At 72.2% G+C, this 24,808-nt stretch carries 24 protein-coding genes; 14 read left to right on the top strand and 10 right to left on the bottom strand.

Annotated elements, in window-relative coordinates; all coding sequences use genetic code 11:
* The first annotated feature begins 50 nt into the window (after positions 1-50).
* Positions 51-1,181 carry an Rv3169 family protein gene (locus ACZ55A_RS33055; RefSeq protein ID WP_468848069.1) on the top strand — a complete coding sequence of 377 codons (1,131 nt, stop codon included), beginning with the start codon at positions 51-53 and terminating at the stop codon, positions 1,179-1,181.
* A complete protein-coding gene (locus ACZ55A_RS33050) occupies positions 1,178-2,272 on the top strand; it encodes a phosphotransferase family protein (RefSeq protein WP_468848066.1) in 1,095 nt (364 codons plus the stop codon). The genes ACZ55A_RS33055 and ACZ55A_RS33050 overlap by 4 nt, the downstream gene beginning before the upstream one ends.
* Before the next feature lie 37 nt (positions 2,273-2,309).
* Here the strand turns inward: ACZ55A_RS33050 and ACZ55A_RS33045 are convergent, their stop codons facing one another.
* On the bottom strand, positions 2,310-2,735 hold the full coding sequence (locus ACZ55A_RS33045; protein WP_468848064.1) for a hypothetical protein: 426 nt from the start codon (positions 2,733-2,735) through the stop codon (positions 2,310-2,312).
* Between the two features lie 209 nt (positions 2,736-2,944).
* Here ACZ55A_RS33045 and ACZ55A_RS33040 point away from each other — a divergent pair, with 209 nt between their 5' ends.
* The 5 genes from ACZ55A_RS33040 to fxsA all read left to right on the top strand — a co-directional run bounded on the left by ACZ55A_RS33040 (position 2,945) and on the right by fxsA (position 8,761).
* On the top strand, positions 2,945-3,385 hold the full coding sequence (locus tag ACZ55A_RS33040; RefSeq protein WP_026170119.1) for an Lrp/AsnC family transcriptional regulator: 441 nt from the start codon (positions 2,945-2,947) through the stop codon (positions 3,383-3,385).
* Between the two features lie 56 nt (positions 3,386-3,441).
* On the top strand, positions 3,442-5,106 hold the full coding sequence (locus ACZ55A_RS33035; protein ID WP_468848061.1) for an amidohydrolase: 1,665 nt from the start codon (positions 3,442-3,444) through the stop codon (positions 5,104-5,106).
* A 564-nt stretch (positions 5,107-5,670) separates the two neighbouring features.
* The gene (gene lnt, locus ACZ55A_RS33030; RefSeq protein ID WP_468848058.1) at positions 5,671-7,344 is read left to right on the top strand and encodes an apolipoprotein N-acyltransferase; all 1,674 of its coding nucleotides are present in this window, start codon (positions 5,671-5,673) and stop codon (positions 7,342-7,344) included.
* Positions 7,341-8,096 carry a polyprenol monophosphomannose synthase gene (locus ACZ55A_RS33025; RefSeq protein WP_468848055.1) on the top strand — a complete coding sequence of 252 codons (756 nt, stop codon included), beginning with the start codon at positions 7,341-7,343 and terminating at the stop codon, positions 8,094-8,096. Before lnt ends, ACZ55A_RS33025 begins: the two co-directional genes overlap by 4 nt.
* A gap of 80 nt (positions 8,097-8,176) precedes the next feature.
* Positions 8,177-8,761, top strand: coding sequence for an FxsA family membrane protein (gene fxsA, locus ACZ55A_RS33020; protein ID WP_468848052.1), 585 nt, complete (start codon positions 8,177-8,179; stop codon positions 8,759-8,761).
* 76 nt (positions 8,762-8,837) lie between these two features.
* Here fxsA and ACZ55A_RS33015 read toward each other — a convergent pair whose 3' ends face one another.
* The 4 genes from ACZ55A_RS33015 to yczE form a co-directional block, all read right to left on the bottom strand.
* Positions 8,838-9,215 (bottom strand): RNA polymerase-binding protein RbpA, encoded by a 378-nt coding sequence (locus ACZ55A_RS33015; RefSeq protein WP_006601711.1) that lies wholly within the window; start codon positions 9,213-9,215, stop codon positions 8,838-8,840.
* A 258-nt stretch (positions 9,216-9,473) separates the two neighbouring features.
* Positions 9,474-10,844 carry an MFS transporter gene (locus tag ACZ55A_RS33010; protein ID WP_468848048.1) on the bottom strand — a complete coding sequence of 457 codons (1,371 nt, stop codon included), beginning with the start codon at positions 10,842-10,844 and terminating at the stop codon, positions 9,474-9,476.
* 78 nt (positions 10,845-10,922) lie between these two features.
* The gene (locus tag ACZ55A_RS33005) at positions 10,923-11,723 is read right to left on the bottom strand and encodes a glycerophosphodiester phosphodiesterase (RefSeq protein WP_468848046.1); all 801 of its coding nucleotides are present in this window, start codon (positions 11,721-11,723) and stop codon (positions 10,923-10,925) included.
* Positions 11,720-12,397, bottom strand: coding sequence for a membrane protein YczE (yczE, locus tag ACZ55A_RS33000; protein WP_468848043.1), 678 nt, complete (start codon positions 12,395-12,397; stop codon positions 11,720-11,722). Before yczE ends, ACZ55A_RS33005 begins: the two co-directional genes overlap by 4 nt.
* A gap of 107 nt (positions 12,398-12,504) precedes the next feature.
* On the opposite strand from yczE, the gene ACZ55A_RS32995 reads away from it, so the two are divergent.
* A complete protein-coding gene (locus ACZ55A_RS32995; RefSeq protein WP_468848040.1) occupies positions 12,505-14,010 on the top strand; it encodes an SCO1417 family PLP biosynthesis transcription factor in 1,506 nt (501 codons plus the stop codon).
* A 102-nt stretch (positions 14,011-14,112) separates the two neighbouring features.
* Here ACZ55A_RS32995 and ACZ55A_RS32990 read toward each other — a convergent pair whose 3' ends face one another.
* Together ACZ55A_RS32990 and ACZ55A_RS32985 are read right to left on the bottom strand one after the other, a co-directional pair.
* The gene (locus ACZ55A_RS32990) at positions 14,113-15,849 is read right to left on the bottom strand and encodes a hypothetical protein (protein ID WP_468848037.1); all 1,737 of its coding nucleotides are present in this window, start codon (positions 15,847-15,849) and stop codon (positions 14,113-14,115) included.
* A 154-nt stretch (positions 15,850-16,003) separates the two neighbouring features.
* Positions 16,004-16,198, bottom strand: a complete 195-nt coding sequence (locus tag ACZ55A_RS32985) for a hypothetical protein (RefSeq protein WP_468848035.1) — start codon at positions 16,196-16,198, stop codon at positions 16,004-16,006.
* A 192-nt stretch (positions 16,199-16,390) separates the two neighbouring features.
* On the opposite strand from ACZ55A_RS32985, the gene ACZ55A_RS32980 reads away from it, so the two are divergent.
* On the top strand, positions 16,391-16,843 hold the full coding sequence (locus ACZ55A_RS32980; RefSeq protein ID WP_468848033.1) for a YchJ family protein: 453 nt from the start codon (positions 16,391-16,393) through the stop codon (positions 16,841-16,843).
* A 33-nt stretch (positions 16,844-16,876) separates the two neighbouring features.
* Here the strand turns inward: ACZ55A_RS32980 and ACZ55A_RS32975 are convergent, their stop codons facing one another.
* Both ACZ55A_RS32975 and ku read right to left on the bottom strand, forming a co-directional pair.
* On the bottom strand, positions 16,877-17,251 hold the full coding sequence (locus tag ACZ55A_RS32975) for an RNA-binding S4 domain-containing protein (RefSeq protein WP_468848030.1): 375 nt from the start codon (positions 17,249-17,251) through the stop codon (positions 16,877-16,879).
* Positions 17,252-17,301: 50 nt separating this feature from the next.
* On the bottom strand, positions 17,302-18,327 hold the full coding sequence (gene ku, locus ACZ55A_RS32970; protein ID WP_468848027.1) for a non-homologous end joining protein Ku: 1,026 nt from the start codon (positions 18,325-18,327) through the stop codon (positions 17,302-17,304).
* Between the two features lie 30 nt (positions 18,328-18,357).
* On the opposite strand from ku, the gene ligD reads away from it, so the two are divergent.
* On the top strand, positions 18,358-19,251 hold the full coding sequence (ligD, locus tag ACZ55A_RS32965) for a non-homologous end-joining DNA ligase (protein WP_468848024.1): 894 nt from the start codon (positions 18,358-18,360) through the stop codon (positions 19,249-19,251).
* A gap of 9 nt (positions 19,252-19,260) precedes the next feature.
* Positions 19,261-20,949, top strand: coding sequence for a murein biosynthesis integral membrane protein MurJ (murJ, locus tag ACZ55A_RS32960; RefSeq protein ID WP_468848022.1), 1,689 nt, complete (start codon positions 19,261-19,263; stop codon positions 20,947-20,949).
* A gap of 18 nt (positions 20,950-20,967) precedes the next feature.
* Here the strand turns inward: murJ and ACZ55A_RS32955 are convergent, their stop codons facing one another.
* Positions 20,968-21,363, bottom strand: a complete 396-nt coding sequence (locus ACZ55A_RS32955; RefSeq protein ID WP_468848019.1) for a hypothetical protein — start codon at positions 21,361-21,363, stop codon at positions 20,968-20,970.
* A gap of 190 nt (positions 21,364-21,553) precedes the next feature.
* On the opposite strand from ACZ55A_RS32955, the gene ACZ55A_RS32950 reads away from it, so the two are divergent.
* The 3 genes from ACZ55A_RS32950 to ACZ55A_RS32940 all read left to right on the top strand — a co-directional run bounded on the left by ACZ55A_RS32950 (position 21,554) and on the right by ACZ55A_RS32940 (position 24,679).
* Entirely contained in the window at positions 21,554-22,186 is a 633-nt protein-coding gene (locus ACZ55A_RS32950) for a class I SAM-dependent methyltransferase (protein ID WP_468848016.1), read from the top strand.
* A gap of 265 nt (positions 22,187-22,451) precedes the next feature.
* Positions 22,452-23,330, top strand: coding sequence for an endonuclease I family protein (locus ACZ55A_RS32945; RefSeq protein ID WP_468848013.1), 879 nt, complete (start codon positions 22,452-22,454; stop codon positions 23,328-23,330).
* Positions 23,331-23,431: 101 nt separating this feature from the next.
* Positions 23,432-24,679 carry a D-alanyl-D-alanine carboxypeptidase family protein gene (locus ACZ55A_RS32940; RefSeq protein WP_468848010.1) on the top strand — a complete coding sequence of 416 codons (1,248 nt, stop codon included), beginning with the start codon at positions 23,432-23,434 and terminating at the stop codon, positions 24,677-24,679.
* Positions 24,680-24,808: the final 129 nt, after the last annotated feature.

Below are 24,808 nucleotides of genomic sequence, written 5' to 3'. Positions count from 1 at the left end.
GTAGCCGCCCGCTGGGCGGCGCCCTGCCGACCGCGCGCCCAGGAGGAGACGTGCCCGACCGCCCGATCGCACTCGACGAGTACCCGATCCACCAGGTCCCGCTCTCCATGCGGCACGTCGCCACCGGCGACCGCAACGCCTATGACCGCTGCATCTTCCACGTCATGGACCACGCGGGGCGGGCCCTGCTGATCGCCGGCCTCGGCGTCTACCCCAACACCGGTGTCATCGACGCCTACGCCACCCTCCGTCTCGGGGACCGGCTGCACGCCGTACGGGCCTCCGACGCGCTCACCGATGACCGCCTCGCGCTCAGCGTCGGCCCGCTGCGCATCACCGTCGAGAAGCCGCTCGCCCGCCTGAGGCTGACCTGCGCCGCGGACCCCGACGACCCCGACGGACTGGCGTACGACCTGACCTGGACCGGTGCGTTCCCCGCCACCTGGGAGCCGCACCACACCCAGTACCGCGGCGACCGGCTGACCCTCGAAGGACGGCGGTTCGTCCAGGCGGGCACCTGCACCGGCACCATCCGCGTGGCGGGCCAGGAGCTCACCGTCACGGCGGGGGAGTGGACCGGCACCCGCGACCGCAGCTGGGGTGTCCGCCCGATCCCCGGCGAGGACCCCGGACGGGCCGGGGAGGAACTGCGGCCCGAGGGATTCCACTGGCTGTGGTGCCCGGTGCGCTTCGACGACCGGTTCGTGATGGTCATCGTCCAGGAGGACGCCGACGGCCACCGCACCCTGAACGAGGCGCTGCTGGTCCGCAACGGCGCCCCCGACGTCCAACTTGGCTGGCCGCACACCGACATCGGCTACCGCCCCGGCACCCGCCACCCCGAACGCGCGGTCATCCACCTCACCGGCCCGTCCCGCACACCCCTCGAGCTCACCGCCGAGATCCTCACCTCCTCACCCCTCGCGGTCGGCGCCGGCTATCCCCCCGCCCCCGACTGGCAGCACGGCACCTGGCGCGACCGCGGCTGGACCGACCGCCGCAGCTACGACCTCTCCGACCCCGCCGCACACCCCCATGCCGCCTACGGAGTCAGCGACCACGCCGCCCGCTTCACCCTCGACGGCCGCACCGGCCACGGCATCTTCGAGCACGGCAGCTTCGGCCGGCACGACCCGAGCGGCTTCACCGGCTACGACTCGGTGGCCCGGGAGGCGCGGTGAAACCCCGGCCCCGCCCGCGTACCACCACCCGCGACCCCGAAGAGCTCACCCGCCGGCTCACCGCCTGGCTCGGCACCCGGCTCCCCGGCGCCCGGGCCACCGGCGCCACCGTCCCCGACTCCAACGGCATGTCCAGCGAGACCCTGCTCTTCGACCTCGACCAGCCGCGCCCGCCGTCCCGCCTTCCCTGCGCGCTGCGCCTCGCCGCCGACCCCGCCGCGTACACCGTCTTCCCCCGCTACGACATGGCGCGGCAGTTCCGCACCATGCGGCTGGTCGCCGAGCACACCGACCTGCCCGTACCGCGCACCCTCTGGCTGGAGGAGGACCCGGCGCACCTCGGTGCCCCGTTCTTCGTGATGGAGCGTGCCGCCGGCCGCGTCCCGCCGGACGTCATGCCCTATACGTACGAGGGGAATTGGCTGTACGACGCCACCGATGCCGAACGGGCGCACCTGGAAGCCGCCAGTGTCGCGGTGCTCGCCCGTCTGCACGGCCAAGTCCCCGCCGCTGCCGCCGACTTCCTGGCCACCGTGGGACCGGGCAGCGCCTTGCACCGGCACGTCGAGTCCCAACGTGCCTACTACGCCTGGGTGGTTGACGGACGGCCGCGCTCACCGCTCATCGAGCGCGGCTTCGCCTGGCTCGCCGACCACTGGCCGAAGGACCCCGGTGAGACCGTACTCACCTGGGGCGACGCCCGGATCGGCAATATCGTCTACGACGGCTTCGAACCGGCCGCCGTGCTCGACTGGGAGATGGCCGCGCTGGGCCCCCGCGAACTCGACCTGGGATGGATGATCTACCTCCACCGCTTCTTCCAGGACCTCACGGAGGGCAGCGGCCGGCCGGGGCTGCCCGGCTTCCTGGGCCGCGAGGCCGTCGAGAGCCGCTATGCCCGGCTCACCGGGCACCCGCCCCGCGACATGGAGTTCCACACCCTCTACGCGGCCCTGCGGCACGCCATCGTCATGCTGCGGGTGGCCTACCGCCAGGTCCACTTCGGGGAGGTGCCGATACCGGCCGACGCCGATGCGCTGATCCTCCACCGGGACACTCTGGAGGCGATGACCGAGGGCCGCTACTGGTGAATGCCACCGCGGCCGTCGTACGGGCCCGCGGGCGCGCTCAGGCGCTGCGCCGCATCTGCGGCACCCGGATCGGCCGGGTGCCGGGCCCGCCGATGTGCGAGAACGGCTGACGGCGCCAGTCCAGGCTCTCCGGCAGCGTCAGCAGCATGGCCGGATCCTGCTCCTGGGCGTCCAGGGTGTCGTCGGTCTCCGGTGCCTCGGACACCGGGCGGCCGGAGCCCTGGCACACCGTCAGGCCGAACGGGTTCCAGGGAGTCGCGCACAGCGCGTGCTCAGGAAGCGTGTCCTCGTCCGCCAGCAGCGCGATCGGCTGCCGGCAGTCGGGGCAGGTCACGCGGTAGATCTCAAAGGTCTCGAACGGGTCGTACGCACCGTCGTCGCCGGAGAGGCCGGGACTGTCGCCCTCCTGGGCGCTGAAGTTCTCGGCAGCGGAGTCCTGCTTAAGGCGTCGCATGATGTCCATCCCCCTCGGGTGGGCCGGTCGGACCGCGGACTTCCTGTGACGGGCGGTCCCGGCCACCACCAGCAATTCCCTTCATGCCGCGCGCATAATCGCAGCCGCTCCCCGGACACCGGATCACCCATGTGGCATTGGTCACACAACCCGGCGCGAGGGTGTTCACGAGCCGGCGCGCGGTGCGCACATGCGCCCGCGCGCAGTAGGTTGAACGGGTGGAGGAGTTGGACCGACAAATCGTGGATCTGCTCGTCAAGGACGGGCGGATGAGCTACACCGACCTGGGCAAGGCCACCGGCCTGTCCACCTCGGCGGTGCACCAGCGGGTGCGCCGCCTGGAGCAGCGCGGTGTCATCCGGGGCTATGCGGCCATCGTGGACCCCGAAGCCGTGGGCCTGCCGCTCACCGCCTTCATCTCCGTCAAACCCTTCGACCCCAGCGCACCGGACGACATCGCCGACCGCCTCGCCGAGGTCCCCGAGCTGGAGGCCTGCCACAGCGTCGCCGGCGACGAGAACTACATCCTCAAGGTCCGGGTCGCCACCCCGCTGGAACTGGAGCACCTGCTCACCCGCATCCGCACCCTGGCCGGGGTCTCGACCCGCACCACGGTCGTGCTGTCCACCCCGTACGAGGCCCGTCCGCCCCGTATTTGACCGGCAAGCGCCCCCTGCGCGCGGTCGTCCGGCGCACAGGGGCGAAACTGTCCGGTATGAGCGAGCGCATCCCCGATCCGGCCCCGCAGCATCTCTCCCGCCCGGCCCGACCCCGCACCGTCCTGCTGCGCGGCGGTGAGGTGCACAGCCCCGCGGACCCCTTCGCCACCGCCATGGTCGTGGAGGGCGACCGCATCGCCTGGGTCGGCGAGGAGGGCGCGGCCGACTCCTTCGCCGACGGCGTGGACGAGGTGGTCCACCTCGACGGTGCGCTCGTCACCCCGGCCTTCACGGACGCACATGTGCACACCACGGCGACCGGCCTCGCGCTCACCGGCCTCGATCTGGCCGGCGCCCGCTCGCTCGCCGACGCACTGGCCCGGATCCGCGCGTACGCCGACGCCCGCCCGTCGGACCAGGTCCTGCTCGGACACGGCTGGGACACCAGCGCCTGGCCGGAGGGACAGCCGCCGTCCCGCGCGGAACTGGACGCGGCCACCGGTGGCCGCCCGCTCTACCTCAACCGGGTCGATGTGCACTCCGCTGCCGTCACCACGGCGCTGCTCGACCTGGTCCCCGGCGTCCGCGAGCGGTCCGGCTTCCACGCCGACGCCCCGCTGACCGGCGATGCGCACCACGCCGTGCGCAAGGTCGCCTACGCCACCCTCACCCCCGCCCAGCGCGCCGAGGCCCAGGCGGCCGCGCTCGCCCGTGCCGCCTCCCTCGGCATCGGCAGCGTCCACGAGTGCGCCGGCCCGGACATCTCCGGCGAGGACGACCTCACGGCGCTGCTCGCCCTGGCCCGGGAAGGCAACGGCCCGCGGGTGGTCGGCTACTGGGCCGAGCCGGTCGCCACCGCAAAGGACGCCGAGCGGATCCGTGAACTCGGGGCGATCGGCGCCGCGGGCGATCTCTTCGTCGACGGCTCGCTCGGTTCGCACACCGCCCATCTGCACCACCCGTACGCCGACGCCGGCCACACCGGCACCGGCTTCCTCGACGCGGACGCGGTGGCCGCCCATGTCACCGCCTGCACCGAGGCCGGTCTCCAGGCCGGCTTCCACGCCATCGGCGACGCCGCGCTCACCAGCGTCGTGGAGGGCGTACGGGCCGCCGCCGAGCGCCTGGGCACGGCCAGGATCCGGGCCGCCCGGCACCGCGTCGAGCACGCCGAGATGCTCACCGAAGCCACCATCACCGGCTTCGCCGACCTGGCCCTGACCGCCTCCGTCCAGCCGGCCTTCGACGCGGCCTGGGGCGGCCCGGACGGGATGTACGCCGCCCGCCTGGGCGCCGAACGGGCCCAGGGCCTCAATCCGTACGCCGCGCTGCTCAAGGCCGGTGTGCCGCTCGCCCTGGGCTCCGACAGCCCGGTCACCCCACTCGACCCCTGGGGCACCGTGCGCGCCGCGGTCTTCCACCGCACCCGCGCCCACGGCATCTCCGCCCGCGCCGCGTTCACCGCGCACACCCGTGGCGGCTGGCGGGCCATCGGCCGGGACGACGCGGGCGTCCTGGTGCCCGGTGCACCCGCCGACTACGCGGTCTGGCGCACCGGCGAACTGATCGTCCAGGCGCCCGACGAGCGGGTGGAACGCTGGTCCACCGACCCCCGCTCCGGCACCCCCGGCCTGCCCGATCTCACCCCCGGCGGCGACCTCCCGGTGTGCCTGCGCACGGTCGTCGGCGGTCGGACGGTCTTCCGGCGGCCGAACGAGTGACATCACGCGGGCACGTACCGTTGCGGCCTGTGCTTGCCGCTACTCGCCCCACCAAGGGGCGCCCGCGGCTGACCTGGGGCGACGCGAAAACGACGCAGGCGGAGCACCTGTTGACAGCAGGCGGTCGACGGCCGGTAGGTTCGGCCGAGTCCACCACAGGACGTCCGACCGGGAGACCTCCGCGCAGTCGTCGAACGCAGCTGGGCCATGGGGCGGTGCGCCACACCGGCACACCGCCACTGGGAGCCAGGTCCAGCACCAGCGGCACGGGGCGACGGAACGTCTCGCCTGGTCGGCAGGTGCGACCCGGGTGGGGCCCGGACGCTCAGTAGACAACGGCTCTCGGTCGACCCGCAGCCAGCGGGTCCCAGGTCGGCCCGAAGGGCGCCCGGGCCCCTAACCGCACACCGCCGCGGCCGCCCGCACCTTCTGCGGGCGCCTTCACCTTTTGTGCACCCCGCATCCGCACGGCGGCCTTCCCGATGTACGGTCAGCTCAGACCTCCCCGGGCTCCGCAGGAGCCATGGAGGGCCCCCATCCGACCTGCAGGAAGGCCGCGCAACCGTGGCATCGGGTTCCGACACCACCGAAGAAGCCGCCGGCGCCACCGCGTCCGACGGCCCGGTGCCGGCTGCCGGCACGGGCTCCCCGGGCGCGCCCGCGCGCGCCGGGCGTGCCCGCCGGTTCGCCGCGCTGGCGCGCCGTGAGGCGGCGCGCTCCGGCCTCGCGGTGGTCTCCGGCATCGCACTCGGCCTGGCCTTCCCGCCGTACGACCTGTGGCCGCTGTCCCTGGTGGCGGTGGCCGCGCTGGCGCTGCTGACCCGGGGCCGGACCGCCCGTCAGGGCGCCTGGACCGGCTTCGTCTTCGGGCTGCCGTTCTTTCTGATCCTGCTGAAGTGGCTGCACGTCGTCGGCTGGGACGCGGTGGTGGGCCTCTCGGTCGCCGAGGCGCTCTTTCTGACGCTGCTGGGCGCGGCGCTCGCGGTCACCTCCCGGCTCCCGCTCTGGCCGCTGTGGGCCGCCTGCCTGTGGGTCGCCGAGGAGTGGGCCCGCGACCGGCTCCCGTTCGGCGGCTTCCCGTGGGGGCGGCTGGCGTTCGCCCACACCGGCTCGCCGTTCACCCCGCTCGCCGCCCTGGGCGGCGCCCCGCTGGTGACCTTCGCCGTCGCGCTGTCCGGCACGCTGCTGGCCGCCTGCGCCGCCACCGTGTGGGGGCTGCGTGCCAACGGCTCGCTGCGCCGCGCGGTCCCGGCCCTGGAGGCGTTCGGGCTGGCCGCCGCGGTGGCCGTGGCCGGCCTGCTCGTCCCGGTCCCCACCAAGGCCGACGACACCGTCGACATCGCCGTGGTCCAGGGCAACGTCCAGCAGGCCGGTATGGACTTCCTGGGCCGCCCCATGAAGATCCTCGACAACCACGCCACGGCCACCGAGAAACTGGCCGCCGACATCAAGGCAGGCCGGGCCAGAAAGCCGGATCTGGTCATCTGGCCAGAGAACTCCTCCGACCTCGACCCGTTCCAGTACCCGCAGGCCTACGACCGGATCGACGAGGCCGTGAAGGCGATCGGCGTGCCCGTCCTCGTGGGCGCACTGGTCGATCACCCCACCAAGAAGGGCTACGTCTTCAACGAGGGCATCGTCTGGGACCCGAAGAAGGGACCGGGCGCCTCGTACACCAAGCAGCATCCGGTGCCGTTCGGCGAGTACGTACCGTTCAGGGACCAGCTCAGCAAGATCATCACGCGCTTCCAGCGGGTACCCCGCGACTTCTACCCCGGCGACCACACCGGCGTGCTGCACGTCGGCCCCGCCAGGCTGGGCGACGTCATCTGCTTCGAGGTCGCCTACGACGAGATCGTCCACGACACCGTCGAAGCGGGCGCCCGCGCGCTGGTAATCCAGACCAACAACGCCACCTACGGCCGCACCGGCCAGCCCGAACAGCAGCTGGCGATGTCCAAGCTGCGCGCCATCGAGCACGGCCGTGCCGTGGTCACCGCGGCCACCAGCGGGATCAGCGCGGTCGTCGCCCCGGACGGCAGAATCACCCACCGGATCCCGGAGTTCACCCAGGGCGTGGTGTCCGCACGGATCCCGCTGCGGGACGAAACGACGCTCGCCGACCGCGTCGGTGCCGCACCTGAGTGGGTGCTCGCTATCGTGGGCCTTCTGTCCTGCGCCGCCGCGGTGATCGGCGGCCGGCGTGGGCGTACGAAGGACGAGAAGGGGCAGCAGTGACAGACGGTCAGCGGCAGTACGGTCCGCTCGGCACCACCTTGGTGATCATCCCGACGTACAACGAGGCGGAGAACATCAAGCCCGTCGTCTCGCGGGTGCGGTCCGCCGTCCCCGAGGCCCATGTCCTCGTCGCGGACGACAACAGTCCCGACGGCACCGGCAAGCTCGCCGACGAACTGGCCGCCGAGGACGAGCAGGTCCACGTCCTGCACCGCAAGGGCAAGGAAGGCCTCGGCGCCGCGTACCTCGCCGGCTTCCGCTGGGGCATCGACAACGGCTACGGCGTGCTGGTCGAGATGGACGCCGACGGCTCGCACCAGCCCGAGGAGCTGCCGCGGCTGCTCACCGCACTCAAGGGCGCCGATCTGGTCCTCGGCTCGCGCTGGGTGCCCGGCGGCCGCACCGTCAACTGGCCCAAGTACCGCCAGTTCATCTCCCGCGGCGGCAGCACCTACTCCCGGCTGGTCCTGGACCTTCCGCTGCGCGACATCACCGGTGGCTTCCGGGCCTTCCGCGCGGAGACCCTCAAGGGCCTTGGCCTGGACGAGGTGTCCTCCCAGGGCTACTGCTTCCAGGTCGATCTCGCCCGCCGTGCCGTGCAGGCCGGCTACCACGTCGTCGAGGTCCCGATCACCTTCGTCGAGCGGGAGTACGGCGACAGCAAGATGAGCCGGGACATCGTCGTGGAGGCGCTGTGGCGGGTCACCGCATGGGGCGTCGGCTCCCGAGTGGACAAGCTCCGCGGACGCTGACGTAGCCGGGCCCGTCCCGTATGTGAGCGATCCCGTCACCCTCCGAGGGTGCCGGGTGGCGTGCCAGGCACACTTGAGGCATGACGTTCGGAGCCACGCCCCCGCCGAGTCCCCGCCCGCCCCAGCGCTCGCGTGCCCGACGGTTCGTCCCGTTGGGCATCGCCGGCTGGATGGTGCTGGAGATCTGGCTGCTGACCGTGGTCGCCGGGGCCACCAATGGTCTGACCGTCTTCCTGCTGCTGGTCGCGGGCGTGCTCGCCGGCGGCTATGTGATCAAGCGGGCCGGCCGCCGCGCCTGGCAGAACCTCACCGAGAGCTTCCAGTCCGGCACCGACCCGATGGCTCCGCCCAAGCCCGCCCCGTCCGGCAACGACAGGGCCGGCGGCCATACGCTGTCGATGGCCGGGGGACTGCTGCTGATGCTGCCGGGGCTGGTGTCCGATGTGGTCGGGCTGCTCTGCCTCTTCCCGCCGACCGGGAAGCTGATCCACCGCCGTGCCGAGAAGCTGCTGTCCAGGCGGACGTCGTACGCGCCCGGTTCGTTCGGTGAGGCGTTCGCGCAGGCACGGATGCACCGGCCGGACGGCAAGGTCGTACCGGGCGAGGTCATCCATGATCAGGAGCCGCCGGCGCCGCGCCGTCAGGATCCGCCGCTGACCGGCTGAGCAGAACGCACAGGGGCCGGGACCACTGCGAAGTGCAGCGGCCCCGGCCCTTGTGCGCTCGGTGCAGATCCCGCCGTCAGGCGGACTTGCGATTGGTGTCGCGTGGATGCACGGCAATGTTCATGGTGCCGGAGCGCAGGACCGCCAGCCGTTCGGCCAGCACTTCCTCGAGCTCCTCGCGGGTGCGTCGCTCCATGAGCATGTCCCAGTGCGTACGCGCGGGCTTGCCCTTCTTTTCCTCAGGACCATCGCCATCCACCAGAAGCGAGGGCGCACCACAAACCTTGCACTCCCACTCCGGCGGAATCTCGGCCTCAACCGAGAACGGCATCTCGAATCGATGTCCGTTCTGGCATGCGTACTCCACCGCCTGGCGCGGGGCCAGGTCGATGCCGCGGTCGGTCTCGTAGCTGGTCACCACGAGTCGCGTGCCGCGGAGAGCTCGCTCACTCATGAATCGTGCCTCCCGGGCTTGTCGCCCACAGGACAGGTGTCGCTGTCGTCGTCATCCGGTCAACGTCCGGTCGGCGGTGAAGATTCCCGTAATCGGGACATGTGCGTCGCCCGTCGTGCCGCCCCTTGTTGTACCCACCGACGCCCGGTTTGTCACATCTGGCAGCAGATGTCACCCAGCGCCTTCCATGCTTGAGCGCGCAGTAACGGTCCGCCTGGTGAGCCAAAGGCGTACACTACCGCCCCGCACGCCCCGAGACTAAATCCGGTCAGGTACGGGATTTCCGGCCGCCGCGATCGCCCGCCCCACCGGGACCCTCGCCAGCAGCACAAAACCGACCAAGAAGAACGCCACCAGGGACACGATCGCGTCCCGGTAGCTCCCGGTCAGCTGGTACGCGACCCCGAACACCAGCGGCCCCAGCCAGCTCACGCCCCGGTCGCTCATCTCGTACGCGGAGAAGTACTCCGCCTCCTTGCCCTGCGGCACCAGATGCGAGAACAGCGAACGTGACAGCGCCTGGCTGCCGCCGAGCACCAGGCCGATGCCGGCGGCCAGGGCGAAGAACCACACCGGCGCCTTCGCGGGCAGGAAGCAGCCGGCCGTGACCGTCAGCGCCCAGGCCGCCAGCGACCCCAGGATGGTGCGCTGCGCGCCGTAGCGCCGCGCGAGCCGCCCCATCAGCAGCGCGCCCGCCGCGGCCAGCACCTGTACCAGCAGGATCGCGACGATCAGCGTCGTCTGGTCCAGCTTCAGCTCCTCGGAACCGTAGACGGACGCCTGGGTGATGACCGTCTGCACGCCGTCGTTGTAGACGAGGTAGGCGAGGAGGAAGGAGAGGGTGAGCGGGTGCCGGCGCATATCGCGCAGGGTTCTCCGCAGTTGCCGCCACCCCTGGCCGAGCGAGACGCCGCCGGTCTCACCGGGAGTCCCGATGGCCGCCCTGCGCCGGTCGCGCAGCCGGCGCAGCGGTATCAACGAGAACGCGCCCCACCACAGGCCCGCCGACGCCAGGCAGATGCGCACCGCGGTTCCCTCGGAGACACCGAAGGAGTCGTGGGCGCCGTAGAGCGCCAGGTCGGCGAGGAGCACCAGCGCCCCGGCCGCGTAGCCGAAGGCCCAGCCCCGCGACGAGACCGCGTCGCGTTCATCGGGCCCGGCGATCTGCGGCAGGAAGGAGTTGTAGAGCATCGTCGACACCACGAACGCCACATTCGCGGTGATCAGCAGCGCCCCGCCCAGCAGATAGCGCTCCCCGCCCAGGAAGAACATCCCGGCCGTCGCCGCGGCGCCGGTGTACGCGCAGACGCCCAGCAGCGGCTTCTTGCGGCCGGTACGGTCGGCCAGCGCCCCGGCGAGCGGCATCGCCAGTACGGACAGCACCAGCGAGGCCGACACCGCGTAGGCGTAGAAGGAGCCCGCGCGCACCGGGATGCCCAGCGGGTGCACAAAACCGTCCGCATCCGCCGCCGCCCTGGCCACCGACGTCAGATACGGGCCGAGGAACACCGTCAGCACGCTCGTCGAGTAGACGCTGTTCGCCCAGTCGTACCAGTACCAGCCGCGTTGCTCGCGGCGCCGGTCGGCCGTCTCGTCGACGACCCCGGCCCCGGTCTCCGTGCTCTGCACGCCCACCCCCGTCTTCCCGTCCCCGTTCACCGCGGCGGACGGGCGTAGGGGGCGGTTGCCGAGGGCACGACGCACGCCCTAGACCCAGCACCCCCGCTCGGTCAGCACCGTGCGCAGCGTCTCTATGTGGTCGGTCATGATGCCATCCACGCCGAGATCCAGCAGTGCCGTCATCCGGTCCGGGTCATTGACCGTCCAGACGTGGACCTGCATGCCCAGGGCGTGCGCGGCGCGCAGGAAGAGCGGATCGACGACCGGGAGGCCGGTCTGCCGTTCGGGGACCTGGACGCAGACCGCGCTGCGCCGCACCGCCGCCCCCAGCAGACGGTCGAGCGGCACCGCGCCCCTGCCGTACGAGCGCAGCCGCAGTCCGGCCACGCCACGGGTGCCGAGCGAGCTCGCCATCCGGCCGCCGGCCAGCCGCTGGGCCCGCGCCACCCGGGCCTCCGAGAAGGAGCCGATGCACACCCGGTCCCAGGCGCCCGCGCGGCGGACCAGGTCCAGCAGCGGCTCCAGGGCGGCCTCCGCCTTGAGGTCCACGTTCCAGCGCGCCTCGGGGAACTCCTCCAGCAGCTCCTCGAACAGCGGCAGCGGCTCCCGCCCGGCGACCCGGGCCCGGCGCACGGCGCTCCAGGGAAGGCGCTCGATCGCGCCCCTGGTGTCGGTGACGCGGTCGAGCGTCGCGTCGTGGAAGGCCACCAGCTTTCCGTCCGAGGTGGCGTGCACATCGGTCTCCAGATAGCGGTAGCCGAGGCCGACCGCGCGGCGGAAGGCGGTGGCCGTGTTCTCCAGGCCCTCCGCGGCCCCGCCCCGGTGGGCGAAGGGGAGCGGCGCGGGATGGTCGAGATAGGGGTGGCGGATGCGTATCGCTCGGGTCACTCCGGCAGTATTGCGCGCTCAGGTGAACCCTCGCCGCGGGCCACCACCCGCGACGGCCCTTCGGCCAGGCCCTTGATCGAGAAGAGCCGGAGGGAGAGCTGCGCCAGCGGCCCGATGGCCAGTGCGTAGACCACCGTTCCCGCCCCGACGGAGCCGCCGAGCAGAAAGCCCACCGCGAGCACGGTGACCTCGATGCAGGTGCGCACCAGCCGCACCGGGCGGCCGGTCCGCTGGTGCAGGCCGGTCATCAGCCCGTCGCGCGGGCCCGGGCCGAAGCGGGCGGAGATGTACAGGCCGGTCGCGGCACCGTTGAGGACGACGGCGAACGCCAGCAGCGGGATCCGGGCGCCGAGCGGGTGCAGCTCGGGCACCCAGGCCAGGGTTGCGTCCATCACCAGCCCGAGGATCACCACGTTCGAGACCGTCCCCAGACCGGGGCGCTGGCGCAGCGGGATCCACAGCAGCAGGATCAGCGCGCCGGACACGATGGTGACGGTGCCGATCGACAGGCCGGTATGCCGGGATATGCCCTGGTTCAGTACGCTCCAGGGCTCCAGCCCCAGGTCGGCGCGGACCATCAGACCCATGCTCACGCCGTACAGCGTCAGTCCCGTATAGAGCTGCAACAGCCGGCGCGTCAGCAGGCCCCTCCCCGGGCCGGCTGCCCTGATCATGGACACGAAAATTCCCCCTCCTGGCAGGATTGGACCGACGCATGACACCATGTGGCGTGTCGGGGCTCGGGAAGTAGAGCCAATTCCGGGAAGGTGGACTGATCTTCATGGCTCAGTGGACTTCGGCGGTCGGCGCACCCCAACTCGCCCGGCTGCTCCGGTCGCAGGACCCCCGCGATGCCCAACTCACCGCCGCCGGGCGCCGGTTGCCCGCCTACCGCAGCCTCGCCGACGGCGTACGCCTCCTCGTCCTCGAAGGACGGATACCGGTCGCCGCCCGGCTGCCCGCCGAGCGCGAGCTCGCCGCCGCCTTCGGTGTCAGCCGCACCACCGTCGCCGCCGCCTACGAAGCGCTGCGCGCCGAGGGGTTCCTGGAGTCCCGGCGCGGCTCCGGCAGCTGGACCGCCGTCCCGGCCGGCAATCCGCTGCCCACCCGCGGACTCGAACCGCTGCCGCCGGAGGCCGCCGGCTCGATGATCGACCTCGGCTGCGCCGCCCTCCCGGCGCCCGAGCCCTGGCTCACCCGCGCCGTCCAGGCCGCGATGGCCGACCTCCCGCTCTACGCCCACACCCACGGCGACTACCCGGCCGGCCTGCCCGTACTGCGCCAGGCCCTCGCCGACCGCTACACCGCCCGCGGGATACCCACCATGCCCGAACAGATCATGGTGACCACCGGCGCGATGGGTGCGGTCGCCGCGATCTGCCGGCTCTGTACCGGCCCCGGCGAGCGGGTCGCCGTCGATTCGCCCTCGTACGCCAACATCCTCCAGCTGATGCGGGACGCCGGCGCCCGGCTGGTGCCGGTCGCCCTGGGGGAGCGGCTGGCCGGCTGGGACATCCCGGCCTGGCGCCAGGTGATGCGCGATGCCGCGCCCCGGATGGCGTATGTCGTCGCCGACTTCCACAACCCCACCGGCACCCTCGCCACCGAGGACCAGCGCCGCCGGCTCGTCGATGCCGCGCGCTCGGCCGGCACGCTGCTCGTCGTCGACGAGACCATGACCGAGCTCCAGCTGGACGAGGACAGCGCACCGCCCCGCCCGGTCTGTGCCTTCGACCCGGCCGGCAGCGCGGTGATCACCGTCGGCTCGGCCAGCAAGGCGTTCTGGGCCGGCATGCGGATCGGCTGGGTGCGCGCCGCGCCCGACATCATCCGCAGTCTGGTCGCCGCCCGCGCCTACTCCGATCTGGGCTCGCCGGTCCTCGAACAGCTCGCCATCGCCTCGCTGCTGGAGGGCGGCGGCTGGGAGCAGGCCGTCGAGATCCGCCGCGACCAGGCCCGCGAGAACCGCGATGCGATCGTCGATGCGCTCCGACGGCACCTGCCCGACTGGGAGTTCAGTGTGCCGCGCGGTGGTCTCACGCTCTGGGCGCGGACCGGAGGGCTCTCCGGCTCCCGGATCGCCGAGGCGGGGGAGCGGCTCGGGGTGCGGGTGCCCTCGGGGCCGCGCTTCGGCGTCGACGGTGCCTTCGAGGGCTTCGTCCGACTGCCCTTCACGGTCAACGGGGCGGTCGCCGATGAGGCCGCGGTTCGGCTGGCCGGTGCCGCGCGGCTGGTCGCCACCGGGGCGCCGGTGGAGGCAGAGTCGCGGCACAGCTTCGTGGCCTGACGGGCCGTCAGGATTTGGTGGACGGATCCTCCACGGCGGGCGGGCCGGCCCGACGGGGGCGGGCCCCCGGCGTCGGCGTGCCCGCAGCGGCCGGCGGCCGCCTCAGCCCTCCGCGCGCAGGGCCTCCACCGAGCCGCTGCCCTTGCCCGTACGGGGTTCGCCGCCCTTGACGATCGAGACGCCCGCCGCCGCGCCCACCGGTTCGGCGGCGGACCCGCCCGCCTCGGCCTTCTTCGCCGGACCGGCCGGCCGGGTCGGCCCGTCCGCCGCCTCACCACCCACCGTGGCGAGCGTCTCGGTGTCGGCCGGAACCGTACGCTCCGGCAACAGCGCCAGGACGGCCTGCCGCTGCGCCTCGCTCGTCGCGTCGTCGAACGGATCGGGGGCGGCCGGCACCTGGAGCCGCATGACGGGAGCGCTGCCCAGCCGCGCATAGCCGCGCCCCGGCGGCACGGTCGCGGTCGGCGTGGTGTGCGGCGGCGCCCCGAGCACCGTCCGCACCTCCTCCGCGGTGGCCGGACCGAGCACCACCCGCGCCTTGGTGTGCGCCCGCACCGGGTCGCTCAGCAGATCGGCGCTGTCGAACTGGTCGGCCACGACCACGGTCACATGGGCCGCCCGCCCGTGCCGCAGTGGCACCTGGAGCCATCGCTGCGGATCGTCCCGGCCCTCCGCCGCCGCGATATGGGCCAGCGCCGTCGGCCGGTCCGCGATGAGCCACAGCGGCCGCCGGGTGTCCTCCGGCGCGGGCCGGCCGGACTGCCGCGCCCGGTTCGCCACCACCAGCCGGCGCTCGGTCTCCTGCGACGCCCACTCCAGCGACGCCAGCGCCCCCGCCAGCCCGCTCTCGACCCCGAGCACGCCACGACGCCCGACCAGACACCCGAACTCGCCGGTGGCGGCGCCGTCGACGACCAGCACATCGCCGTGCTCCAGCGCCTGGAGCGCGATCGAGCGCAGCAGCGTCGTGGTGCCGGCCCCCGACTGCCCCAGGGCGAGCAGATGCGGCTCGGTGGAGCGCGGCCCGGTACGCCAGACCACCGGCGGCGCGTCCCGGCTCTCCTCCCCGGCCGTGACCGGCAGCGTCCGCTGGACCGATTCCGGGTCGGTGAAGCCGAGCACCGTCTCGCCCGGCGAGGTGACGAACCGCTGAACGGTGATATCGGCGGGCAGCGCCGCCAGGACGGTCACGGTGAGCTGGTTGGCCAGCTCGTCCCAGGCGAAGTGGTACTCCCGGTCGCGGCCGGCCTTGGCGTACAGCACCTGCTCGATGCGGGCCCGGGACCGGTCCTCACCGTCGGTGAAGTACGCCGGGTACTTCAGCTGGAGCCGCTCCAGCCGCCCGCCGTCGTCGAAGGCGTGGTCGCCGAAGGCCCGCGCCCAGTCGCCGCCGTGCGCATACAGGGGGCTGGGGTCGCCCTCGGCGCAGAGGTACGGCACCAGCGCCTCGTACAGGGCCCGCAGCCGCTCGGTCTCCGCCTCGCTGGGGCCGGTGACCACGGGGGTGCGCTCCCGCCCCGCCCAGGCCCCCGCCGCCATCACCGCGATCAGGGCGAGCAGCGGCCCGTACGGCAGCAGGGCCGTCACCAGCACACACGCGCCGACGAAGAACAGCAGCGGACCGCGGCTCTCCTTGGGCGTCTCGGCCCACCGTCCCCGGGCGGCCACCGCCAGCCGGCGCAGCCCCCGGCCGATGGTGATCAGCGGATGGAGCACGTCGGAGGCGCTGTCGGCGGCGGTGCGGGCGAGCTCGCGACTACGGGCCAGCGACGCGAAGTTGGCCATACGGGCGAGCGGTGCGCTGTCGGTCAGGATGCGGGGCAGAGGGCGCCGGGCCACATCTTCTCCTGTTGCTCGTGCGGTGGGGCGGGGCGGCTCGGCGTGGGCGGCGAGCCGGGACGGGCGGCACACGGAGCCGCCCGGACGGGACCTGGTGCGGCCGTACGGGCGGGACCCGTGGCGGTGCGTCGGCGCAGGACCTTGCGGGCCCGCCCTAGATCTTGATCCCCCCGAGGAGGCTCGCCAGGCTGGCCCCGCCGGCCTTGATGCTCGGGGCGATGGCGGAGCTTGCGAGATAGAACCCGAAGAGCGCGGAGATCAGCGCGTGCGACAACTTGAGGCCGTCTTTGCGGAAGAAGAGGAAGACGATGACACCGAGCAGGACGACGCCGGAAATGGACAGAATCATGGGTTCTCTCCTGGGTGGTGGGGACGGTCACCATGAGTTCTTCCAGCCTCACAGCAGGTATCAAGCCGGAAAAAGCTGCAAACGGGTGATTTGTCGTGGGAATTCCCTATATGGGCGCATCTGCTCGGATTGTCGCCCCGGTGTGTCCCCGGCGTGTCGTCCCCCACCCCAGCCGACCGGCACAATCGTGGGGTGTCGAAGTCGAAGAAGAAGCCGCCGACGAAGCCGTCGAGGGGGACGCGCCGCCCGTCCGCCGTCGCCCCCGCCGCACCCTGCCCCTGCGGGCGCCCCGAGACCTACCGCGACTGCTGCGCCGCCTTCCACGAGGGGCGCTCCGCCGCCCCCACGGCCGAGCGGCTGATGCGCTCGCGCTACAGCGCCTTCGTCGTCGGCGACACCGGCTATCTGCTGCGCACCTGGCACCCGACCACGCGCCCCGCCGCCCTCGACCTCGAACCGGCTCAGCGCTGGACCGGCCTGGACGTCCTCGCCACGACCGGCGGCACCGCCTTCCACTCCGAAGGCACGGTGGAATTCCGCGCGCACTACAGCCTGCACGGCCTCGCCGACAGCCAGTACGAGCACAGCCGCTTCGTCCGCGAGAACGGCGCCTGGGTCTACCTGGACGCACTGCCCTCCGACTAGCCGCGCGGCCGCCGACCCTGAGGGTCGTCCGGCTCAGCGGCCTCGCAGCTGGTCGATCTCGCGGCGCTCGCGCTTGGTGGGCCGCCCGGCGCCGCGGTCGCGGTGTGCGATCACCGGAACCTCCTCGCGCGGCGGGACCGGCGGACTGTTGTCGACGAAGCACTCGGCGGCGATGGCCGCGCCCACCCGCTTGCGCACCAGCCGGGAGACCACCACGATCCGCTCCCGCCCGGCGTGCCGCAGCCGCACCTCGTCGCCGGTGTGCACGGCATGGGCCGGCTTCACCCGCTCACCGTTGACCCGCACATGCCCCGCGCGGCAGGCCGCCGCGGCCAGTGAACGGGTCTTGGTGAGCCGTACCGACCAGATCCAGCTGTCGATGCGGGTGGTCCCCTCGTCTGAAGCCATACCAAGACTCTAGAACGGTCGGGGGAGGGCTGAGCCCCGGTGGCGGACGCTCAGCCGGACTTCTTGGCGGTGGACTTTCCGGTGGCGGACTTCTTGGCCGTGGTCTTCTTCTGGGCGGCCTTTCCGGCCGTCTTCGCCGCTGCCTTCTTCGCGGTGCTCTTCGCCGCCGTCTTCTTCGCCGGGCCGCCGGCCGTGCTCTTCCCGCCCGCGGTGGTCTTCGCCGCCGCGGTCTTCTTCGTGGTCTTTTCCTTCGTCGTCCGCCCCCGTAGGTGCGTCACCGAGGCCGACTCCGCGCCTTCCGCGTGGCCTGTCCGGGCCGCCCGTACGCTCTTCTCCAGGGCCGCGGTCAGATCGATCACCTGGGCGCCGGGGGCCGGAGCGGGGGCGACCGGCTCCTCGCCCTCCAGCTTGGCGGCCACCAGCTCCTCCACGGCCTCCCGGTAGTCGTCGTGGAGTTCGGCCGGATCCAGCTCGCCCAGGGAGTCCATCAGCGTCTCGGCCAGCGTCAGCTCGTTCTCGCGGACCTTGACGTCGCCCGGTACGACCTCCGTGGCGGGCCGGATCTGATCGGGCCACAGCAGCTGGTGCATCACGATCGCCCCGTTGTACGCCCGGAGCATCGCCAGCGACTCCCGGCCGCGCATCGCCACCTTGCCGATCGCGACCTTCCCGTGGTGCTCCAGCGCCTCCCGCAGCAGCGCATACGGCTTGGCGGCGGCCGCCCCGTTGGGTCCCAGGTAGTAGGCCTTGTCCATCTGGAGCGGGTCGATCTCGGAGGGGTCGACGAACGACAGGATGGTCAGCGTCTTGGCGGTCGGCATCGGCAGCCGGGCCAGATCGTCGTCGGTGATCGGCACGACGGTGTCATCGCCCGGGGCCTGATAGCCCTTGCCGACCTCCTCGTTCGGAACCTCCTCGCCGTCCAGCTCACAGATCTTCCGGTACTGGACGGGTGCGCTGTCCTTCTCGTGAATGCGCACGAAGGAGACCGACGAGGTCCGGTCGGTCGCGCTGTAGGTCTTCACGGGGATGGTGACCAGCCCGAACGATATCGACCCATTCCAAATAGAACGCATATTTCATCCCTTGTGTGGGATTCTCATGGTATGCCGCCGATCACCATCGTGGAGGGGCGACGCCTCTCGCTGACCAACCTCGACAAGGTCCTCTATCCCGGGACCGGCACCACGAAGGGTGAGGTGCTGCACTACTGCACCACCACCGCGGAGCCGCTCCTCGCGCACCTCCACGACCGGCCGCTCTCGTTCCTGCGCTACCCCGACGGGCCGGACGGCCAGCGCTTCTTCACCAAGAACGTGCCGCCCGGCACCCCCTCCTGGGTGCAGACCTGCGACGTCCCCCATTCGACGTCCGGCCCCACCCGGCAGGTCCTGTTGCAGGACCTGCCCTCTCTGGTGTGGGCCGCGAACCTGGTCGTCGAACTGCACACCCCGCAGTGGAGGTACCAGGCTCCGGGCATCGCCGACCGCCTCGTCCTCGATCTGGACCCCGGCGACCCGGCCACCATTGTGGAGTGCTGCACCGCGGCACAGTGGCTGCACGAGCGGATGGCCGCCGACGGCCTGGAGGTCTACGCCAAGACCAGCGGCTCCAAGGGCCTGCATCTGATCGTGCCGATCGAGCCCACCCCCTCCGAGCGGGCCACCGCCTACGCCAGGACCCTCGCCGTCGAGGCCGCGAAGGCCCTGCCGGACCTGGTCGTGCACAAGATGACCAAGGCGCTGCGCCCCGGCAAGGTCTTCATCGACTTCTCCCAGAACGCCGCCGCGAAGACCACCGCCGTCGCCTACACCCTGCGCGCCCGCCCGGCCCCCACCGTCTCCGCCCCCGTCACCTGGGACGAGATCGCCGACTGCACCGAACCGCAACAACTCACCTTCCCCTTCGGCGAGATCGCGCCCCGCTGCGCGGCCTACGGCGATCTGCACGCCCCGCTGCTCGACCCCGGGCGGGCCCGTCCGCTGCCGCACGCCGCGTAGATTGTCCCCATGATCGAGGGGACACCAGAGGACACCATGCAGTTAAGGGTGCCGGGGCGGCAGATATCCGGGGGCCACGAGGACCGGGGGAGTGAACCCGCAGCGGGCGTGGCCCGCTCCTCGCTGCTGATGGCCGCGGGCACCATGGTCTCCCGCGCGACCGGGCTCATCCGCAACGTACTCCAGGCCGCCGCCCTCGGCACCGGTCTGCTCGCGACCACGTACAACACCGCCAACGTCGTCCCGATGAGCATCTACACCCTGCTCATCGGCGGCGCACTGAACTCGGTCCTGGTGCCGCAGCTGGTACGCGCCAGAGCCACCCATGCGGACGGCGGCCGGGCCTACGAACAGCGCCTGGTCACCCTCGTGCTGAGCGTGCTGGCGGTCGGCACGCTCCTCTCGGTCTGGGCCGCACCGCAGATCATCGCCGTCTACACCCCCGACACGCCCCGGACCCACGCCGCCTTCGAACTCACCGTGGTCTTCGCCCGATTCCTGCTGCCGCAGATCTTCTTCTACGGGCTCTTCTTCATCCTCGGTCAAGTCCTCAACGCCCGCAGCAAGTTCGGCGCGATGATGTGGACACCGGTCCTCAACAACCTCGTGCTGATCGCCATGTTCGGCGTCTACCTCGGCCTGCTGGCCGGACCCGACCGCATCGAGGACATCACCCCCGGCCAGATCGACCTGCTGGGCATCGTCACCACCGGCGGCATCGCCCTCCAGGGGCTGGCCCTGATCCCCTTCGTGCGCGCCGCCGGCTTCCGCTTCCGGCCGCGCTTCGACTGGCGCGGCACCGGTCTGCGCAAGAGCGTCGCCGCCGCTCGCTGGACCCTGCTGCTCGTCCTCGCCAACCTGGCCGCGATGATCGTCGTCACGCACTACGCGAGCGCCGTCGACCAGCAGCTCCCCACCGCCGGCGTGGGCTATACCGCCTACACCTACGCCCAGGGCATCTGGATGCTGCCGCAGTCGATCGTCACCGTCTCGCTGGTCACCGCGCTGCTGCCACGGATGAGCCGTGCGGTCGCCGAACACCGCCTGGACGACGTGCGCGGCGACCTCTCCCGCGCGCTGCGGGTCAGCGGAGCGCTGATCGTCCCGGCCGCCTTCTTCTTCCTCGTCTTCGGCCCGCAGACCGTCCAACTGCTGTTCGCACACGGCACCGTGGACTCCGCCTCCGCCGCGCCCATCGGACATATGCTCCAGGCCTTCGGTCTCGGCCTGATCCCGGCCTCCGCGCAGTATCTGCTGCTGCGCGGCTTCTACGCCTTCGAGGACACCCGTACGCCGTTCTGGATGGCCTTCTGGACCAGCGCGGTCAACGTCGCCCTGGCCACCGGGTGTTATCTGCTGCTGCCCGTCCGCTGGTCGGTCACCGGCATGGCCGCCGCCTACGCCGTCGCGTACGGCGTCGGACTGCTGGCCACCGCGCTGCGGCTGCGCCGCCGGCTCGCCGGACGCCTCGACGGACGACGGCTGTGCCGTGCGTACGGCAAGCTGACCGCGGCCGCCGCCCTGGCCGGAGCGGTCGGCTGGTTCGCGGCCCGGGCCTGCTCCGGTGTGCCCGTCCCTGCGGGCTGGACCCCGGCGCTGACGCTGGCCGCCGGCGGCCTCACCATGGCCCTGCTCTTCCTGGGCCTGGCCCGCGTCCTGCGGATCGGTGAGCTGCGCAGCCTGCCCGGGCTGCGCTGACCCGGGCGGGCGGCCCGCTCAGATCGCGTGCGGCCGCGCCCAGGACGCGCGCGCGGCGGCCTCGATCCAGCCGATGACGGTCCGGACCGTGGCGTCGCTCAGTCCGGCGAGCTCCGCCACGGCGGCCGGGTCCCCGTCGGCCGGTGCCACCCCGGCCGCGGTGAGTGCGGCCTGGAGGTCCAGCCGGCGCCGCTCGGGCAGCGGCACCGGAGCCGGCCCCCGCTCCTCGGGGCGAGGGGCCGCGGGCAGGTCGTCGGGGTGCGCGTACGGCAGCCGGTCCTCCGGGCGGGGCGGCGGGAGCAGCGCGTCCACCGGAAACGCCAGGGTGTTCAGACGGTCCTCGGCACGCGGGGGCGCCAGCACATAGTCCGGAGTCGCGCCGTACGGCGGGGGAGTGGGGCAGTACAGCGACATCGGGGCCTCCATATCGGGGTCGGGGGTCGGGGAGTCCAGGGGCGAGGGGGGAGGGCCAACAGGGCTTCGGGGCTTCGATGCAGAAGGTTTCAGCACGTGGGAAGCCATGCACCGGGTCTTCGGTTGCGGCCGAGGGGCGAGTTCACCTGATCGGTGCAATGGGCACCGGTGGCCGCGTTACTGTCGTCCGATGCCCCACACCGACGGACCCGCGCACCCGCCCGCGTACTGGAACCACAATGTGCACTACCACCCGCTCGTGCTGGACGCGGTGCCGGACGGCTGTGCGCGGGCGCTGGACATCGGCTGCGGGGACGGTCTGCTGGCCGGCAAACTGGCCGGGCAGGCGGGCGAGGTGACCGGTGTGGACCGCTCGGCCGCGATGATCAAGCTGGCCCGTGAGCGCGGTGACCTGCTCCCCAACGTCGCGTTCGTCGAGGCCGACTTCATGGCGGCGGACGGTGTGCTGCCCGGTGGATACGACTTCATCTCCGCGGTGGCCGTCGTGCACCACGTGGGCTTCGTCCCCGCGGTCCGGCGGCTTGGCGGTCTGCTTGCGCCCGGCGGCCGGCTCGTCGTCATCGGCCTCGCGCGCAACCGGACTCCGCTGGACTGGATCGTCAGCGCCGCGGGCGTGCCCGCCAGCCGCATCCTCGCCCGGAGTCACGGGGGCAAGCACGATCCGGCCGGGATGCCGGTCGACGACCCGGACCTGGCCTGGGGCGAGGTCCGGCGGGCTGCCCGCCACGCTCTGCCGGGCAGCCGTTTCCGCCGCCATCTGCTGTGGCGTTACTCGCTGCGGTGGGACAAACCGCTTCCCTGAACGCGACGTTGAAGGGAGTCCTCCGTTTCGCGGTCGTCTGGCGGCCGTCGGGCGGCGTACCGCTGCTTTCGATGAAGGGACGCTGCAATTCCGGGAGGAATGCGGTGGTTGCCACCGGGTGGACACATAACTCTCCCCTGGTGTTCACACCTGGGTGATGACCGCGGTGGAAAGCTGCCTCCGGCCGTATGAACGACGGCCGGTGCCGGTCGTGCCCCACATATTTCGCGATCCGGCACCACAGTTGGGGGAGAGGACACCCTTCGTGGACAACAACCACAGAATCCGCCGCGGCCGCGCCCTGGCCCTCGCCACCGGAACGGTCATGGTGGCGATGGCCGTGCAGATCCCGTCCAGTGCGACGGCCACCCCGGCCGCACACCACGGATCCCGCGTCATATCCGCCGTCGAGCGTTCATCCATATCCGCCGGCACATATGACGGCACGGATGACACCCGCACGTACTACAAGGACGCCATCGGCAAGACCGGCCAGGCGCTCAAGAAGGCCCTGCACGGAATCATCAGCCGCACCCAGACCGGAAAGCTGACCTATTCACAGGTCTGGGGCGCCCTCAAGTACACCGACCAGGACCCGGCCAACAGCGCGAACGTCATTCTGCTGTACTCCGGCACGTCCCGGAGCAAGAACGCCAACGGCGGCGACCCGGACGACTGGAACCGCGAGCACGTCTGGGCGAAGTCGCACGGCAATTTCGGAACCGCCACCGGCCCCGGCACCGATCTGCACCATCTGCGCCCGGCGGACGTCTCCGTCAACAGCACCCGGGGCAACAAGGACTTCGACAACGGCGGAACGGAGGTCGGCGAGGCGCCCGGCAATTACACCGACGGCGACTCCTTCGAGCCCCGCGACGCGGACAAGGGCGATGTCGCCCGCATGATCCTCTATATGGCCGTCCGCTACGACGGCGACGACGGCTTTCCCGACCTGGAGCCCAACGACAAGGCCGGCAACGGCAGCCGGCCGTACCTCGGCCGGCTCTCCGTACTGAAGCAGTGGAGTCGGCAGGATCCGCCGTCCGCCTTCGAGCGGCATCGCAATCAGGTGATCTTCGACAAGTACCAGCACAACCGGAACCCGTTCATCGACCACCCCGAGTGGGTCAACAAGATCTGGTGACGGGCGTCCGGCCACCCCGGCGGTGCGCGCGCCGGGGTGGCCGGGCATCAGATGGAGTACGTCAACCGGCGCGCGGCCGGGGTCGTTCTTAGCGTGGCCTCATGTCGAGCGTGAGTTGGGCCCCCGTCAGAGTCGTTACCGCGGCCACCCTTTGCGCCGCGGGCCTGCTGGCCGTCGCCGGACCGGTCCGCGCCGACGGCCCGCACGGCGTCGACGATCTGCGGGCCGGTGCGCGGCCGGCCGGACCGGCCGACGCCGGCAGCCGGCTGGACCGGCGCGGAGTGCAGTTCGAGCCCCGGCCGGACGTCCCCGAGCCACCGGATGTCTCCGCACTGTCGTGGATGGTCACGGACCTGACGAGCGGCAAGATCCTGGCGGCCAAGGACGCCCATCGGCCGTTGCCCCCCGCCAGCACGCTGAAGGCGCTCTTCGCGGTGACCGTACTGCCGAAGTTCTCCCAGGGGACGGTGCACACCGTCTCCACCGACGACCTGACCGGCATCGAGGCGGGCAGTTCGCTCGCGGGCCTCAAGGAGGAGATGCCGTACCGCGTCGCGGACCTGTGGCACGGCGTCTTCCTGAGGTCGGGCAGCGATGCCGTGCACACCCTGGCCGGCATGAACGGCGGCTGGTACAAGACCATCGACGATATGCAGGAGACGGCGCGTCGGCTCGGCGCCCGCGACACCCGGGTCGAGTCCGCGGACGGCTTCGACACACCGGGGCAGTTCTCCTCCGCGTACGACCTGACGCTCTTCGGGCAGGCCGGTCTGACCAACCCCGACTTCGCCCGGTTCGCCTCGACCAAGCAGGCGGAGCTGCCCGAGGACGGCGGTCCGGACGCGTTCGGCATCCAGAACACCAACCGGCTGCTGGTCGGCTCGCACGGCGTGCGCCCCTACGACGGCCTCATCGGGGTGAAGAACGGCTACACCTCACACGCCGGCAACACCCTGATCGCCGCCGCCCGGCGCGACGGCCGCACCCTGCTGGTCACCGTCATGAACCCGCAGTCCGGCGGCCGGAACGCGGTCTACGAGGAGACCCGGGCCCTCCTGGACTGGGGATTCGACGCGGCTCCCCGGGCCGCGGCCGTCGCTATGCTCCCCGCCCCTGGGCCCGGTGGCCGGGCCGGCGTCTCGGAGCATGTCGCCCACACCCCGGACTCGCGCACCGCACTGCACAGGGCGCCGGTCGCGGCGCGGGCGCAGGCCGAGGCCGACCTGCGGCAGCGCTGGCTGCTGTCGGCGGCCGGAGCCGTGGGGGCCGTCGCGCTGGCCGGGCTCGGCACCGGTCTGTGGTGGCGTCGGCGGAAGCCGGGCGAGGACGCTGCCGAGGAGTCGGAGTGAGCTGCCGCGGCCCGGGCACGTCCCCGGACCGCGCTCACCCACCCGTACCAGCAACCGTCGGACATCTGTCCGATCGGTCAGGGATACGGAGGACAGTCACTGGCCTTGCCCGGTGAAGGACGACGCGTC

The sequence above is a fragment of the Streptomyces sp. NPDC034111 genome, assembly GCF_055575375.1.
This window is presented reverse-complemented; position numbering and strand designations above follow the sequence as displayed.

Bases quoted from the DNA above. Each gene is read 5' to 3' on its own strand.
- ACZ55A_RS33045 (WP_468848064.1), bottom strand. From the start codon at position 2,735: ATGGACATCATGCGACGCCTTAAGCAGGACTCCGCTGCCGAGAACTTC.
- ACZ55A_RS33035 (WP_468848061.1), top strand. From the start codon at position 3,442: ATGAGCGAGCGCATCCCCGATCCGGCCCCGCAGCATCTCTCCCGCCCG.
- fxsA (WP_468848052.1), top strand. From the start codon at position 8,177: ATGACGTTCGGAGCCACGCCCCCGCCGAGTCCCCGCCCGCCCCAGCGC.
- ACZ55A_RS33015 (WP_006601711.1), bottom strand. From the start codon at position 9,215: ATGAGTGAGCGAGCTCTCCGCGGCACGCGACTCGTGGTGACCAGCTAC.
- yczE (WP_468848043.1), bottom strand. From the start codon at position 12,397: ATGATCAGGGCAGCCGGCCCGGGGAGGGGCCTGCTGACGCGCCGGCTG.
- ACZ55A_RS32995 (WP_468848040.1), top strand. From the start codon at position 12,505: ATGGCTCAGTGGACTTCGGCGGTCGGCGCACCCCAACTCGCCCGGCTG.
- ACZ55A_RS32985 (WP_468848035.1), bottom strand. From the start codon at position 16,198: ATGATTCTGTCCATTTCCGGCGTCGTCCTGCTCGGTGTCATCGTCTTC.
- ACZ55A_RS32975 (WP_468848030.1), bottom strand. From the start codon at position 17,251: ATGGCTTCAGACGAGGGGACCACCCGCATCGACAGCTGGATCTGGTCG.
- ku (WP_468848027.1), bottom strand. From the start codon at position 18,327: ATGCGTTCTATTTGGAATGGGTCGATATCGTTCGGGCTGGTCACCATC.
- ligD (WP_468848024.1), top strand. From the start codon at position 18,358: ATGCCGCCGATCACCATCGTGGAGGGGCGACGCCTCTCGCTGACCAAC.
- murJ (WP_468848022.1), top strand. From the start codon at position 19,261: ATGATCGAGGGGACACCAGAGGACACCATGCAGTTAAGGGTGCCGGGG.
- ACZ55A_RS32955 (WP_468848019.1), bottom strand. From the start codon at position 21,363: ATGTCGCTGTACTGCCCCACTCCCCCGCCGTACGGCGCGACTCCGGAC.
- ACZ55A_RS32950 (WP_468848016.1), top strand. From the start codon at position 21,554: ATGCCCCACACCGACGGACCCGCGCACCCGCCCGCGTACTGGAACCAC.
- ACZ55A_RS32940 (WP_468848010.1), top strand. From the start codon at position 23,432: ATGTCGAGCGTGAGTTGGGCCCCCGTCAGAGTCGTTACCGCGGCCACC.